Consider the following 12153-nt stretch of genomic DNA (forward strand, 5'->3'; position numbering starts at 1 on the left):
CCTACTTTCTGCCGCCGCCCTTGGCGGCGCGGGTGGCCTTCTCTTCCTTGGGCTTTTCCTTCTTGAGCTTCTCGCGGCGCGGACGCTTGAGAGCCTCTTCCGCCTGGACCGCGAGCAGCTCGCGCTGGGCCTCGATGTCCTCGGCGATGCGGCTCGCCTTGCCGCGCAGGTCGCGCAGGTAATAGAGCTTGGCGCGGCGCACGATGCCCTTACGGACGACCTCGATCTCCCAGATGTTCGGGCTGTAGAGCGGGAACACGCGCTCCACACCTTCGTTGAAGCTGATCTTGCGCACGGTGAAGTTGGAATTCACGCCGGAATTCTTGCGCGCGATGCACTGGCCCTCATAGACCTGAAGGCGCTCGCGGTTGCCTTCCTGCACCTTGACGTGCACGCGCAGCGTGTCGCCCGGCTCGAAACGCGGCACCGGCCGCTCGCTCTCCACCTTGTCGATCGTCGTCTGGCCGATCGCGTCGAGAATGTTCATCGCATCCATCCTTTCGTCACTTGTCTTCGTTTCCCATCACGGCAATCCGGCGTCCCCACAGATCGGGCCGCCTCCGCCGCGTAATCTCTTCCCGCTGCCGCATCCGCCACTCCGCGACCTTGCCGTGGTGACCCGAGACCAGGACGTCCGGCACGCGCCGTTCGATCCCATCCGGGCCGGCCCAGATCGCGGGCCGCGTATAGTGCGGATACTCCAGCAGTCCGTCCTCGAAACTCTCCTCGTCCGCCGAGTGGGCCGCGCCCATCACGCCGGGCAGCAGGCGCACACAGCAATCTATCACCGCCATGGCCGCAATCTCGCCGCCCGAAAGCACGAAATCGCCGACCGAAACCTCTTCCAGCGCGTGGGCCTCGATGACCCTTTCGTCCACGCCTTCGAACCGTCCGCAGACCAGCAGCACGCCCGGTCCTGTCGCCAACTCCCGCCCTCGTGCCTGAGTGAACGGCGCGCCCCTGGGCGACATCAGCAGCCGCGGCACGTCCGGCCGCGACACGGTGGAAATCGCTTCCGACAGCACGTCGGGCTTCATCACCATGCCGGCGCCGCCCCCGAAAGGGGCATCGTCCACCGTGCCATGGCGATCCCTGGCGAACCGCCGGATATCGACCGCTTCCAGCCCCCACGTCCCCTCCTTGAGTGCCTTGCCGGCCAGGCTTTCGCCCAACGGGCCCGGGAACATCTCCGGGAAGAGCGTCAGCGCTGTGGCTTGCCACACGTCAGGTCTCCGCCTCCTTCTCCTTGCCACCGGTCAGCAGACCGGCCGGCGGATCGATCACGACCTTGCCGCCCTCGACATCGATCTCGGGCACCACCTCGTCGGTGAAGGGCAACATCACCCCGCCCGACACCTCAATCACCGACCCGGCGCCGAAATCGTGGAAGGCGACAACCTTCCCCCAATTCCGGCCGTCCGTGCCGACTGCCGCGAGACCGACCAGGTCGGCCTCGTACCATTCCCGCTCGCCCGTCGCCGGCAGACGCTGGCGCTCCACATAGAGTCGCAACCCGCGCAATGCCTCGGCCGCCGTGCGATCGGCTACGCCTTCGATCCGGGCGAGGACCGCGCCGCGCGCGGCGCTGAGGACCTCGACCCGGTACTCCTTCTTCCCCGATTCGTCCGAAAGCGGGCCGTAGGCGGCGACCGACAGCGGGTCCTCGGTGAAGCTCTTGATGCGCACCAGACCGCGCACCCCGTGCGGCGCCGCGACGACGCCCAGGAGGACGCGATCCGGGCTCATCAGCCGGCCGCGGCTTCCTTGCCGGCCTCGGCCGCCGCGGCGGCCGCCTTCATGCGCTCCTGCGCCTTGGCGCGCGGCTGGTTCTTCTTGGTCTGCTCGCGGCGCTCGCGCGGCTTCATCAACTCGGCGTTCGACAGGAACTTGGCGACCCGGTCCGACGGCTGCGCGCCGACCTTCAGCCAATGCGCGATACGCTCCTTGTCGAGCGTGATGCGCGTGGCGTGCTCGCGCGGCAGAAGCGGGTTGTAGGTGCCGAGCTTCTCGATGAAGCGGCCGTCGCGCGGGCTGCGCGAATCGGCAACTACGATGTGGAAGAACGGGCGCTTCTTGGTGCCGTGACGGGTCATACGGATGGCGAGCATTCTGTCTCCTTCAAAACTTCAGCGCGGGAAGCCGGGCGGGGGCGTCATGCCTCCGAGGCTGCGCATGAAACCTTTCTCTCCGAGCTTGTTCACTCTCTTCATCATCTTGAGCATGTCGGCGTGCTGCTTCAGGAGCTTGTTGACGTCCTGAACCTGCACGCCCGAACCCTTGGCGATGCGCTTCTTGCGCGACGCATGGATCAGGTCGGGGTTGCGCCGTTCCCGGGGCGTCATCGACAGGATGACTGCCTCCTGGCGCTTGAGCTGGCCTTCGTCGATCTCGGCCTTGGACATCGCGGCCTTGGCCTGCATGGCGCCGGGCAGCATGCCCATCAGGCCCGACAGGCCGCCCATCTTGCGCAGCTGGCGGAGCTGGCTGAGCAGGTCGTTCATGTCGAACTGGCCCTTGCGCACCTTGGCGGCGAGCTTTTCGGCCTCTTCCTTGTCGATCGTCTCGGCGGCGCGCTCGACCAGCGAGACGATGTCGCCCATGCCGAGGATGCGCGAGGCGATGCGGTCGGGATGGAACGGCTCCAGCGCGTCGAACTTCTCGCCGACGCCGATCAGCTTGACCGGTCGGCCGGTGACCGCGCGCATCGACAGCGCCGCGCCGCCACGGCTGTCGCCGTCGACGCGGGTCAGCACGATGCCGGTGACCGCGAGCCGGTCGTTGAAAGCCTTGGCGACGTTCACGGCATCCTGGCCGGTCATGGCGTCGGCGACGAGCAGCGTCTCCTTCGGCTGGGCGAGGTCGGAGATCTGCTTGACCTCCGTCATCAGCTCCTCGTCGATCGAGGTGCGGCCGGCGGTGTCGAGGATCAGGACGTCGAAGCCTTCGCGCCGTGCCTGCTCCATCGCACGCCGGGTGATGGCGAGCGGCATCTCGAGCGGAACGATCGGCAGGGTCGCCACGCCGGTCTGCTCGCCCAGGATCTTGAGCTGCTGCTGGGCGGCCGGACGGCGGGTGTCGAGCGAGGCCATCATGACCTTGCGCCGGGTCGAGAAGGTGCCGCTGGTGCCGAACACCTCGGCCGCCATGCCCTGCGGACCCTGGGTGAGCCGGTAGGCGATCTTGGCCGAGGTCGTGGTCTTACCCGAGCCCTGCAGGCCGACCATCAGGATGATGACCGGCGGGATGGCGCTGAGATCGAGGTCGGCGACCGTGCCGCCGAGCATCTCGACCAGGTGATCGTTGACGATCTTGATGACCATCTGGCCCGGCGTGACCGAGCGGATGACATCGGTGCCGATCGCCTTCGGCCGCACCTCGTCGACGAACTGGCGCACGACCGGCAGCGCCACGTCGGCCTCGAGCAGGGCCGTGCGCACTTCGCGGAGCGCGGCATCGACATCGGCCTCCGTGAGCGCACCGCGCCCGCGCAGCCGGTCGAACACATCGCCCAGACGTTTGCTCAGACCTTCGAACATCTCAGTTCCGCCACTCCGTTTGCCCAAACAGATATCGCGCCGATGCGCGAACCTTCGCGAATCAGCGGAGCTCCCCGCAGGGGGAACCTGAAATCGGCACGACCGATTGAGCGGCCGGGGTATAAGGCCTGCCGGCCGAGGAGTCAAAAGTCTTGCCGTCTGACGCTAACCCCTTGATCCAGAACGCTTACAGGCCCGTGCCCGGCTGGTCGCTGCTGGTTTTCGCGGTCGCCCTGCCGATCATTGGCTTCGGGGTTGCCCGGTTTTTGCCCGATAGCGAGATGCTGACCATCCTGGGCGCCTTCTTCGCAATCGGCTTCCTCGCACTGGTCGTGGCCGTCGCCCCGCTTGGCCGGGCGGCCCTCCCGGCGCTTGGTCTGAGGCCCGCCAACTGGAAGTACGTCGTGTTCGGCCCGCTTGCCACGCTCGCTTTGTCGGTCGCGGTCAGCCAGCTCGGCATCGAACCGCAGGGCATGAAGAAGGTGATCGAGTTCGTGCCCGAGCAGGTCATTCCCAGCCTGCTGCTGCTGGCCGTGCTCGCGCCGATCGTCGAGGAGCTGGTGTTCCGAGGCCTGATCTACGGCTGGATCGCCGGGCGGTGGGGCACGATGGCGGGCTTCATCGTGAGCTCGCTGGCTTTCGCCGCCGCCCACTTCGAGCCGGCGCATATCGTGCTGGTGCTGCCGCTCGGCCTGCTGTTCGGCTGGATGCGCCGGCGCACCGATTCGCTGCTGCCGTCGTTGGTCTGCCACATCCTCAACAACGGCTTCGCGCTGCTGGCGGCGGTTTATCTGCCTGGCGTGTGATCATTAGGCCGAGCGCGCAGGATGCGCGGTCCAATGATCACGAAGCCAGCTTGCGCTCGACGAAGTCGAGCCGGTCCTGGCCCCAGAACCGCTCGCCGTCGATGATGAAGAACGGGGCGCCGAACACACCTTTTTCGATCGCGGCCTTGGTGTATTCCTCGCGCCTGGCCGCCATCTCCGGCGCGTCGCCTGCCTTCAGGACGGCATCGGCGTCGAGGCCGCAGCCGGCGATGATCGCCTTCAGGGTCGCCGGATCGCCGGTGTTCTTCTCCTCGGCCCACAGGGCGTACAGCACCGCGTGGGCGACCTTGATCGCGTCGGCCATGCGGCCCTGCTCGCGCAAGGCGATGACGCAGCGCGCGGCCGGCACCTCGTTGGCCGGGAAAAACTTGGGCTCGAGCGTCAGCTCGACGCCGAGATGGTCGCGCCAGCGCTTGAGCTCCATCATGCGATAGGCTTGGCGCTGCGGGGCGCGCTTGGGCAGCGGCAGGCCGCCGGAAACGGCGAACACCGAGCCGAAATCGACCGGCCAGATCGTCACGTCGGCATTGTACTTCTTTGCCATGGCCTCGAGCCGCTTCGAGGCGAGATAGGTCCAGGGCGAATTGAGCGAAACGTAGTAGTCGACGTGCTTGGCCATGATTTCCTCCGGGGGGCCGGACTGTGGCATCTTTCGCGGGTGACGGAAAAGGCCATCGCGATCACCGGCGGCGACGCCAATTATTTCGAGCTGCTGCGCGACTGCGTGGGGTCGCTGCGTGCCACCGAGGAAGGTCGCGCGATGGCGCTTGGCATCCTCGATTGCGGGCTGACGGCCGAGCAACGGGCGTGGTTCGCGGACCAGGGCGCGATTTTCGTCGTGCCCGAGTGGGATTTCGACTTTCCCGGCCGCGCGAGGCTCAAGGACGGCTACAAGGCGCTGACGGCCCGGCCCTTCTTGCCGCGCTATTTCCCGGGCTTCGATCTCTATCTCTGGATCGATGCCGATTGTTGGGTGCAGCAGGGCGACGCCGTCGCTCTTTACCTGCGCGCCGCGCGAACCGGCGCCCTGGCCGCGGCGCCGGAGATCCATCGCTCGATGCGTCACCATCATCACGCCTGGACGGAGTTCTCGACGATCAACGGCGCGGCCTACGCCGCTGCTTTCGGCCAGGAGACGGCCGATCGCCTGATCCGCTTTCCGCTGATCAATGCGGGTGTCTTCGCCCTGAAGGCCGATGCGCCGCACTGGCAGGGCTGGGCCGACCTGCTGGGCGAGTCGCTGCAGCGGTCGGCCGACATGACCGACCAGATCGCGCTCAACGTGCTGGTCTATGATCACGGCTTTGCCTGCGAGCCGCTGCCCAGCCGCTGCAACTGGCCGATCCACCATGCGACGCCGGCCTGGGATTCCGAGCGTGGCCTGTTGGTCGAGCCAGCGATGCCCTACGACCCGCTCGGCATCCTGCACATGACGATCTACACCAAGCGGCTCGCGGCGCTGGACGTGCGCGAACTGAGCGGGCCGCACGCCGGAGAGGTCCGGGCGCGCTCGTTGCGCTGGCCCGGTCGAACGGCCATATAGCGCACCGTGGGTGCAACGCCGTTCCTCAAGATGCATGGGCTGGGCAACGATTTCGTCGTGCTCGATGGCCGCCGGACGCCGCTCGACCTGTCGGTCGCGCGTCGCCGCGCCATCGCCGATCGCCGGCTGGGCGTAGGCTGCGACCAGCTGATCGTGCTCGAGCCGCCGACCGATCGCGACGCCGACGTCTTCATGCGCATCTACAATCCCGACGGCAGCGAAGCCGGCGCCTGCGGCAACGCCACGCGCTGCGTCGCCTCGGTGGTGATGGACGAGCGCAACACCGACCTGGTGACGGTGCAGACCATCGCCGGCCTGCTCGAATCGCAGAAGGCAGGCACGGGCGCCAACGGGCTGCCGGTGATCTCGGTCGACATGGGACCGGCCAGGCTCGACTGGCGCGACATTCCGGTCGCCCGCGCCTGCGACACCAGGCACATGCCGGTCGGCGCCGGCCCGCTGCAGGATCCGGCGGGGACCAGCATGGGCAATCCGCACGCCACCTTCTTCGTCGACGATCTGGACGCCATCCCGCTCGCCGAGCTGGGCCCACGCCTCGAGCACGACGCGTTCTTTCCCGAACGCGCCAATATTGGGGTTGCGCAGCTGGTCGGCCCGGGGCGGATGAAGCTCCGGGTCTGGGAACGCGGCGCCGGCCTGACGCTGGCCTGCGGTTCGGGCGCCTGCGCCGCCGTCGTGGCCGCGTCGCGCCGCGGCCTGGTCGACCGCAAGGCCGATGTCCTCCTGCAGGAGGGCACGCTGACGATCGAATGGCTGCGTGACGGCCACGTGTCGATGACCGGCGGCATTGCGCTCGCCTTCAAGGGTGAGCTCGACCGCTCACTGCTTTCCTGAGGTGTCCCGGTGAGCGAACCCGAAAAGAAAGGCTGGTTTTCGCGGTTTCGCTCACGTGGGGCCCCGGCAAGCGAGCCGCCGCCGTCGTCAGAGCCGCTCCGCCCGGCGGAGGCGCCCCAGTCGTCAGAGCCGCCCCAGTCGTCAGAGCCGCCGCCCGCGTCGGCGGAGCCGCTGCAGCCGGCGGCATTGGAAGTCGAGAATCGGGTCGATACACCGTCTTCGCCGCTTTCGAGCGAATCGCCGAGCGATGTCCTCGATTCCCGGACGGGCGCCGACGTCGAGACGGCAGGAGCGACTGAGAAGAAGGGCTGGCTTGGCCGCCTGCGCGATGGGCTCTCGAAGTCGACCAAGAAGGTCACCGAGAGCATTACCCAGCTCTTCACCGAGAGCCTTCCCGGAATCTTCACCAAGAGGAAGCTCGACCAGACGACGCTCAACGAGCTCGAGGACGTGCTGATCCAGGCCGATCTCGGTGTCACTGTCGCGGCCCGGCTGATTGCGAAGCTCGGCAAGGAGCGTTTCGGCAAGGAAGTGACCGACGAGGAAGTGCGCGCAGCCTTCGCCGAGGACATCGCCGAGATCCTGGAGCCGGTCGCCCAGTCGCTGACGATCGATGCCGCGCACAAGCCGCATGTCGTGCTGGTGATCGGCGTCAACGGCAGCGGCAAGACCACGACCATCGCCAAGCTCGCGCATCTCTACAAGGGCGAGGGCAAGAAGGTAATGCTGGCGGCCGGCGACACGTTTCGCGCCGCCGCGGTCGAGCAGCTCAAGGTCTGGGCCGAGCGCGCCGGCGTGCCGGTTGTCGCCAAGCAGACCGGCGCCGATGCCGCAGGCCTCGCCTACGAGGCGCTGGAGAAGGCGCGCGCCGAGCGCTGTGACGTGTTGCTGATCGATACGGCGGGCCGGCTGCACAACAAGACCAACCTGATGGAAGAGCTGGCCAAGATCGTGAGGGTGATCCGCAAGCTCGATCCGTCGGCGCCGCATTCCTGCCTGCTGGTGCTCGACGCGACGGTCGGGCAGAACGCCCATGCCCAGGTCGAGACCTTCAAGAGCCTGTCGCCGGTCGATGCGCTGGTGGTGACCAAGCTCGACGGCAGCGCCAAGGGGGGCGTGCTGGTGGCGCTGGCCGAGAAGTTCAAGCTGCCGGTGGTGGCGGTGGGCGTCGGCGAAGGCATCGACGACCTGAAGCCGTTCGAGGCGAAGGCTTTCGCGAGGAGCTTGATGGGCTTGCCGGCATGAGCGACGACATCAAGCCCGAGAAGGGCATGCGCAAGCTCTACGCCACGGCGCTGGAGCTCGGGCCCCTCGTGCTGTTCTTTGCTGCCAACTCGAAGTGGGGCATCTTCGTCGGCACCGGGGTGTTCATCGCCGCGACCGCGATCTGCCTGCCGGCCTACCGCTGGATGGAGGGGCGCTGGCCGGTCATGCCGATGGTCGGCGGCTTTTTCGTGCTGGTGTTCGGCGGCCTCACCATCTGGCTGCAAGACGAGACCTTCATCAAGCTGAAGCCGACGATCGTGAACTGCCTGTTCGGCGTCATCCTGGGCGGCGGTCTGCTGTTGCTGAAGCGGCCGCTGCTGAAGCCGATATTCGGCGCAGCCTTCCAGCTCACCGACGAGGGCTGGCGCAAGCTGACCTTGCGCTGGGCGCTGTTCTTCTTTTTTCTCGCCATCGTCAACGAAGTGGCGTGGCGGAACTTCTCGACCGACACCTGGATCGCCAGCAAGATGTTCGTGAGCTTCCCCGCGACCCTGGTCTTCGCCTTCTTCCAGGTCCCGCTGCTCAAGCGCTACTGGGAAGGCGACGACAACCCGTTCGCGTGAGCGCCTACGGGGCGATCAGCGTCAGATTTGGGAAATAGGTCCTGTATCGCGCAACATCTCGTGTAAGAATCTTGTAGCCGCCGCGGCGCCGATAGGCTGCAAGTGCCTTTGCGGCCAGGAAGGCGGCGTCGTAGGGAATCCGCTCGCGCTCGAACATCGTCGAAGGAAGTACATCTTCCACTTCCCCGATCGTTGGAAATCCAACAGACACTTCGCCGAATATGATCGGATTGATTATCAGCCTTCCATTGCTCGCGGCTTGGTTCAACGCCTGGGAGGACCATGGTTGCCAGCGCTCGTCGTTTGTCAGGATGTCGAAGAGGACGTTGCTGTCGACCAGAACCGTATTCATCTGCGGGTCAGCGCCATAAGCTGGTCGGTGGTAAGTCCCTTCCCGGCAAGACGTCCCCGCAGGTGTTCGACGATTCTTGCGCCGCGGCTGCTCTTGCTCCCATCGACGCGAACGATCTGAACGGTTTTGCCGTCATAGACGAAGTCTACTTCGGTGTGGGGTAGGAGGCCGGCCTGCTCGCGAATCGCCTGCGGGATGGTAACCTGACCTTTGGACGTTATGCGCATGCCTTTCTCCTTACTCTTACCGGTAGGAGTAAGATCAGGGACAACGGCGATCAAGGCGGGCGCTACAGCAGCTGCGGCTTCAGCGCGTCAGCTTCTTCCTTGAGGGCGGGGACGAAGCGTTCGGCGACGGAACCGGCGGAGGAATCCTCGACCCAGACGGCGACGCAGAGGGCCGCGAGCGTGGCGCCGTCGTAGCGCTTCAACGGCACGGCGGCGGCGTGATAGCCGCGGCGCAGTTCCTGGGCGGTGATCGCGAAGCCCTGCTTGCGGACGTGCAGGATCTCCTGGCGCAAGGCCCGCTTGTTGGTCACCGTGAAGTCGGTCATCCCCTTGGGCTCGAGCCTGTCGAGCCACGCGTCGAGCGCCTCGTCGGGCAACTGGCTCAGGATCGCGCGGCCGGCCGCGGTGTTGAAGGCCGGCCGGCGCAGCCCGATGGTCGGCGCCAGCACGTCGGGCCGGCCATGCAGCGAGTGCGCGATCATCACGATGTCATGGCCGTCGAGCACGGCCGAGAAGCACGACTGCTCGGTGAGGTCGGCGAGGCGCTCGCAGGCCGGCTGGACCACCGTCGAGATCATGTTGGAGCCGAGATAGGCCGACGCCAGTTCCATGATTCGGGGCGTCAGGCGGAAGCTGCGCCCGTCGCTCGTCGCCATGCCGAGGCAGGTGAGGGTGTAGAGCGCGCGCCGGACGCTGGGCTTGGGAAGGTCGGTGGCGCGCGCCACGTCGCTCAGCGTCATCTGCGCGCGGTCCTTGCTGAAGGCGCCGATCACGCGCAAGCCGCGCGCGAAGGCCTCGAGGAAGTCCGGCCCGTAGCCGCTGGCAGCGCGTGCCTGCGCGTCCTGCTCCCGCAATCGCGCCATCTATTCTCCCAGCGCCCACGCGTTGTCGGCGTCGACCTTCAGGGTCACTTCGTCGCCGACGGCGGCGGCTCGCGTCGCCGGGCATTCGACATTGAAGCGCCGGCCCTGGGCCTCGACGGCGAGCGAGCGGCGCGACCCGCGGAACACGCCGTCGGTCACGCGTCCCGTCCAGACCAGTTGCCCGCGTCGCGCCGGTTCGTTCGCCTGACCGAGCGCGACATCCTCCGCCCGGATCATGACTTGCACCGTTTCGCCCGGTCGATGGGCCTGGCCGGCGCGGCACTCGCCCTGCGCGCCGGCGCCTTCGATCGTGAGCACGTGGTCGCCGCCGTCGGCCCGGCAGGCGGTGACCGTGGCTTCGATGAAATTCGGCGTTCCGAAGAACGCCGCGACGGCCCGGTTCGCCGGCCGCCGATAGACCGTCTCCGGTGCGCCGATCTGCAGGGCGCGGCCCTTGTCCATCACCACGACGCGATCGCTCAGCGCCATCGCCTCTTCCTGGTCGTGCGTGACGTAGAGCGTCGTGATCTTGAGACGCCGCTGCAGGGCACGGAACTCGTCGCCCATCTGTGCCCGCAGCCGTGCGTCGAGATTGCTGAGCGGCTCGTCGAGCAACAGCACCTCGGGCTCGAACACCAGTGCGCGCGCGATTGCCACGCGCTGCTGCTGCCCACCGGACAGGGCCGGGGCCGGCCGCTCCGCATAGGCTTCCATTTCGACCAGCCGCAGGGCCGCCATCACCCGCGTCCTGATCTCGGCCTTGGCCACGCGCCGCACCGACAGTGGATAGGCGACATTGTCGAACACCGTCATGTGCGGCCAGATCGCGTAGGACTGGAACACCATGCCGAGCTTTCGCTGATCGGGCGACACGAAGAGGTCCGCCGCCGCGTCGCTCACCGTCCTTCCACCGATCACGATCGTGCCGGTGTCGTTGCGCTCGAGCCCCGCGACCATGCGGAGCGTCGTCGTCTTGCCGCAACCCGAGGGGCCCAGCAGGGTCAGGAATTCGCCGCTCTCGACCGCGAGATCGACCGAATCGACCGCCTTCAGCGCGCCAAAATGGCGCCCGACTCCCTGTAACGTGACGCTCGGCACCGGCGGCTACTTGTAGATTTCTTTGGCGAGCGCGAGCATCTCGTCCTGCTTGGTGTAGTCGGTCGTGCCCATCGCCTTGGTGGCGAGCAGCGGCCGAATCTCGGGCAGCGTCTTTTCGACCACGTCCTTGACCACCGGATTATAGCCGGCATTGGCGAAGACGAGCTGCGAGTCGATCTCGAGATAATGGTTCATGAACAGGCGCGCGGCATTGGGATGGGGGGCGTTCTTCAGCGTCGATAGGTCGAAGCGGATGTAGGGCCGGCCCTCGGCCGGCACGATCGCCTTGACCGGGAGACCTTTGAGATTGTTCAGGTTCTGCAGGGAGAAGGGCAAGTAGAGCGGGAACTCGCCGCGCGCGGTGCGGCGCTCGCTGTTCTGGATGTCGCGAGAGAAGGACGGCTTCTGCGCCGCCAGCTTCTCGTGGAACTCGCGGCCGAAGGTGTTCTGCATCACCACGAAGAACACCGCGCCGCCCCCCAGCGCACGATAATCGTCCGACAGGATCTTGCCGGTCCATCGGGGATCCAGAAGGTCTTTCCAGCTCTTGGGCTCGTCGGCCGGCTTCACGATGTTCTTGTTGATCAGCAGGCAGTAGCTGATCACCTCGGCCGGGATCCTGACGTCGTCGGCTTCATAGGGCGACTCGATGTTCTTGACGTTGGGAATGAAGCCGCGGGGCTGGAAGTTGCCGTCGCGCTGCATCAGCCCGGTCGTCGTCGCGCCGTTGTGATGGAGGTCGCCCAGGAAGCGGCCGGCCGACTGCTCGACGCGTACCCTCTCGCGCACTTCGCTGGCGCGCGCCTCGAGCAGATCGACCTTGATGTCGTACTTGGACTCGAAGGCCTTGATCACCGTCCGGTGGAACGGCGAGCCGATCGACGCGGTGTAGATCAGCAGCTTGCCTTCCTTCTTCGCGTCCTCGACGACCTTGGCCCAGTCATCGGTCTGCGCCGCGGCGGAACGCATGATCGCCGGCGAGGCCGCAAGCAGCCCCAGTACCTTTCTTCTCTTCATCGCCAC

Annotated in this window: 16 protein-coding genes; 5 read left to right on the top strand and 11 right to left on the bottom strand. The window is 66.7% G+C overall.

The features are described from left to right. Position 1 precedes the first annotated feature (1 nt). The 5 genes from rplS to ffh are packed head-to-tail and all read right to left on the bottom strand — an operon-like array spanning position 2 to position 3536. Positions 2-487: a 50S ribosomal protein L19 gene (gene rplS, locus ACQY8M_RS07945; RefSeq protein ID WP_428670599.1), complete on the bottom strand. Its 486-nt coding sequence runs from the start codon at positions 485-487 to the stop codon at positions 2-4. 16 nt (positions 488-503) lie between these two features. Continuing rightward, a complete protein-coding gene (gene trmD / locus ACQY8M_RS07950) occupies positions 504-1187 on the bottom strand; it encodes a tRNA (guanosine(37)-N1)-methyltransferase TrmD (protein ID WP_428675336.1) in 684 nt (227 codons plus the stop codon). Positions 1188-1224: 37 nt separating this feature from the next. Continuing rightward, positions 1225-1746 (bottom strand): ribosome maturation factor RimM, encoded by a 522-nt coding sequence (gene rimM / locus ACQY8M_RS07955; RefSeq protein ID WP_428670601.1) that lies wholly within the window; start codon positions 1744-1746, stop codon positions 1225-1227. Further along, complete coding sequence (rpsP, locus tag ACQY8M_RS07960) at positions 1746-2108, bottom strand: 30S ribosomal protein S16 (protein WP_428670603.1); 363 nt, start codon at positions 2106-2108, stop codon at positions 1746-1748. Before rpsP ends, rimM begins: the two co-directional genes overlap by 1 nt. Before the next feature lie 18 nt (positions 2109-2126). Then, positions 2127-3536, bottom strand: coding sequence for a signal recognition particle protein (ffh, locus tag ACQY8M_RS07965; RefSeq protein WP_428670605.1), 1410 nt, complete (start codon positions 3534-3536; stop codon positions 2127-2129). Between the two features lie 152 nt (positions 3537-3688). Here ffh and ACQY8M_RS07970 point away from each other — a divergent pair, with 152 nt between their 5' ends. After that, entirely contained in the window at positions 3689-4342 is a 654-nt protein-coding gene (locus ACQY8M_RS07970) for a lysostaphin resistance A-like protein (protein ID WP_428670607.1), read from the top strand. A gap of 37 nt (positions 4343-4379) precedes the next feature. On the opposite strand, the gene ACQY8M_RS07975 is transcribed toward ACQY8M_RS07970, so the two are convergent. Beyond that, positions 4380-4982, bottom strand: a complete 603-nt coding sequence (locus tag ACQY8M_RS07975) for a 2-hydroxychromene-2-carboxylate isomerase (RefSeq protein ID WP_428670609.1) — start codon at positions 4980-4982, stop codon at positions 4380-4382. A gap of 39 nt (positions 4983-5021) precedes the next feature. Between ACQY8M_RS07975 and ACQY8M_RS07980 the strand changes: the two genes are divergently transcribed. The 4 genes from ACQY8M_RS07980 to ACQY8M_RS07995 are packed head-to-tail and all read left to right on the top strand — an operon-like array spanning position 5022 to position 8590. After that, complete coding sequence (locus tag ACQY8M_RS07980; protein ID WP_428670611.1) at positions 5022-5906, top strand: hypothetical protein; 885 nt, start codon at positions 5022-5024, stop codon at positions 5904-5906. A gap of 6 nt (positions 5907-5912) precedes the next feature. Further along, the gene (gene dapF / locus ACQY8M_RS07985) at positions 5913-6761 is read left to right on the top strand and encodes a diaminopimelate epimerase (protein ID WP_428670613.1); all 849 of its coding nucleotides are present in this window, start codon (positions 5913-5915) and stop codon (positions 6759-6761) included. 9 nt (positions 6762-6770) lie between these two features. Further along, positions 6771-8006 carry a signal recognition particle-docking protein FtsY gene (gene ftsY / locus ACQY8M_RS07990; RefSeq protein ID WP_428670615.1) on the top strand — a complete coding sequence of 412 codons (1236 nt, stop codon included), beginning with the start codon at positions 6771-6773 and terminating at the stop codon, positions 8004-8006. Beyond that, entirely contained in the window at positions 8003-8590 is a 588-nt protein-coding gene (locus ACQY8M_RS07995; protein ID WP_428670617.1) for a septation protein A, read from the top strand. Before ftsY ends, ACQY8M_RS07995 begins: the two co-directional genes overlap by 4 nt. A 4-nt stretch (positions 8591-8594) precedes the next feature. Here ACQY8M_RS07995 and ACQY8M_RS08000 read toward each other — a convergent pair whose 3' ends face one another. The 5 genes from ACQY8M_RS08000 to ACQY8M_RS08020 all read right to left on the bottom strand — a co-directional run bounded on the left by ACQY8M_RS08000 (position 8595) and on the right by ACQY8M_RS08020 (position 12147). Further along, positions 8595-8942, bottom strand: coding sequence for a DNA-binding protein (locus ACQY8M_RS08000; RefSeq protein ID WP_428670619.1), 348 nt, complete (start codon positions 8940-8942; stop codon positions 8595-8597). After that, on the bottom strand, positions 8939-9169 hold the full coding sequence (locus ACQY8M_RS08005; protein ID WP_428670621.1) for an AbrB/MazE/SpoVT family DNA-binding domain-containing protein: 231 nt from the start codon (positions 9167-9169) through the stop codon (positions 8939-8941). The genes ACQY8M_RS08000 and ACQY8M_RS08005 overlap by 4 nt, the downstream gene beginning before the upstream one ends. A gap of 62 nt (positions 9170-9231) precedes the next feature. Beyond that, positions 9232-10032, bottom strand: a complete 801-nt coding sequence (locus ACQY8M_RS08010) for an IclR family transcriptional regulator domain-containing protein (RefSeq protein WP_428670623.1) — start codon at positions 10030-10032, stop codon at positions 9232-9234. Further along, positions 10033-11130 (bottom strand): ABC transporter ATP-binding protein, encoded by a 1098-nt coding sequence (locus ACQY8M_RS08015; RefSeq protein ID WP_428670625.1) that lies wholly within the window; start codon positions 11128-11130, stop codon positions 10033-10035. 6 nt (positions 11131-11136) lie between these two features. Further along, complete coding sequence (locus tag ACQY8M_RS08020) at positions 11137-12147, bottom strand: ABC transporter substrate-binding protein (protein WP_428670627.1); 1011 nt, start codon at positions 12145-12147, stop codon at positions 11137-11139. Between the last annotated feature and the right edge of the window lie 6 nt (positions 12148-12153).

Source organism: Reyranella sp. (assembly GCF_965279465.1).
GTDB lineage: Bacteria > Pseudomonadota > Alphaproteobacteria > Reyranellales > Reyranellaceae > Reyranella.

Coding starts and splice junctions, on each gene's coding strand:
- rimM (WP_428670601.1), bottom strand. CDS start 1,746: ATGAGCCCGGATCGCGTCCTCCTGGGCGTCGTCGCGGCGCCGCACGGG.
- ACQY8M_RS08005 (WP_428670621.1), bottom strand. CDS start 9,169: ATGCGCATAACGTCCAAAGGTCAGGTTACCATCCCGCAGGCGATTCGC.
- rplS (WP_428670599.1), bottom strand. CDS start 487: ATGAACATTCTCGACGCGATCGGCCAGACGACGATCGACAAGGTGGAG.
- ACQY8M_RS08020 (WP_428670627.1), bottom strand. CDS start 12,147: ATGAAGAGAAGAAAGGTACTGGGGCTGCTTGCGGCCTCGCCGGCGATC.
- ACQY8M_RS08000 (WP_428670619.1), bottom strand. CDS start 8,942: ATGAATACGGTTCTGGTCGACAGCAACGTCCTCTTCGACATCCTGACA.
- ACQY8M_RS08010 (WP_428670623.1), bottom strand. CDS start 10,032: ATGGCGCGATTGCGGGAGCAGGACGCGCAGGCACGCGCTGCCAGCGGC.
- ACQY8M_RS07975 (WP_428670609.1), bottom strand. CDS start 4,982: ATGGCCAAGCACGTCGACTACTACGTTTCGCTCAATTCGCCCTGGACC.
- ACQY8M_RS07995 (WP_428670617.1), top strand. CDS start 8,003: ATGAGCGACGACATCAAGCCCGAGAAGGGCATGCGCAAGCTCTACGCC.
- trmD (WP_428675336.1), bottom strand. CDS start 1,187: ATGTTCCCGGGCCCGTTGGGCGAAAGCCTGGCCGGCAAGGCACTCAAG.
- rpsP (WP_428670603.1), bottom strand. CDS start 2,108: ATGCTCGCCATCCGTATGACCCGTCACGGCACCAAGAAGCGCCCGTTC.
- ffh (WP_428670605.1), bottom strand. CDS start 3,536: ATGTTCGAAGGTCTGAGCAAACGTCTGGGCGATGTGTTCGACCGGCTG.